Below are 439 nucleotides of genomic sequence, written 5' to 3'. Positions count from 1 at the left end.
GGTTTTGTGGGGTTTGCCGCGTTCGTCGGGGGGTTGTTGGGTTTGTTGTGGTTTTTTTAGGGGGGGTTTTTTGGTGGGTTCGTTGGGGTTGTGGGTGTTTTTTTGTTATTCCGGTTGGTTGTGGGTTGTGGTGGTGGTGTTTGTGGGGTTTGTGGGGGGGGTGGGTGGTTTTGTTTTTTTTTTGTTTGTTTTTGTTGTGTTTTTGTTTGTTGGTGTGTTTGTGTTTTTTTTTTTATTTTGTTTGTGTGTGGTCCGGTGGCGGGGGTTTTGTTTTTTTTTTGTTGTGTTTTTTTTTTTTTGTTTTTTGGGGTTTTTTTTTTTATTCCCGTTGTTTTTGGGTTTTTGTGTTGGTTGGGGCGGGGTTGGTGTTTTGGGGGTTGGGGGGTTTGTTTTTTGGGTTGTTTTAATTTTTGTTTCGTTTTGTTGACCGGTATGGCCG

At 42.4% G+C, this 439-nt stretch carries 1 protein-coding gene; it reads left to right on the top strand.

Annotation, left to right across the window (positions count from 1 at the left end; all coding sequences use genetic code 11):
- Positions 1-140 precede the first annotated feature (140 nt).
- Entirely contained in the window at positions 141-407 is a 267-nt protein-coding gene (locus PUR71_RS41395; protein ID WP_329931223.1) for a hypothetical protein, read from the top strand.
- The last annotated feature ends 32 nt before the right edge of the window (positions 408-439 follow it).

The sequence above is a fragment of the Streptomyces sp. SP17BM10 genome, assembly GCF_036322405.1.
Taxonomy (GTDB): domain Bacteria; phylum Actinomycetota; class Actinomycetes; order Streptomycetales; family Streptomycetaceae; genus Kitasatospora.
This window is presented reverse-complemented; position numbering and strand designations above follow the sequence as displayed.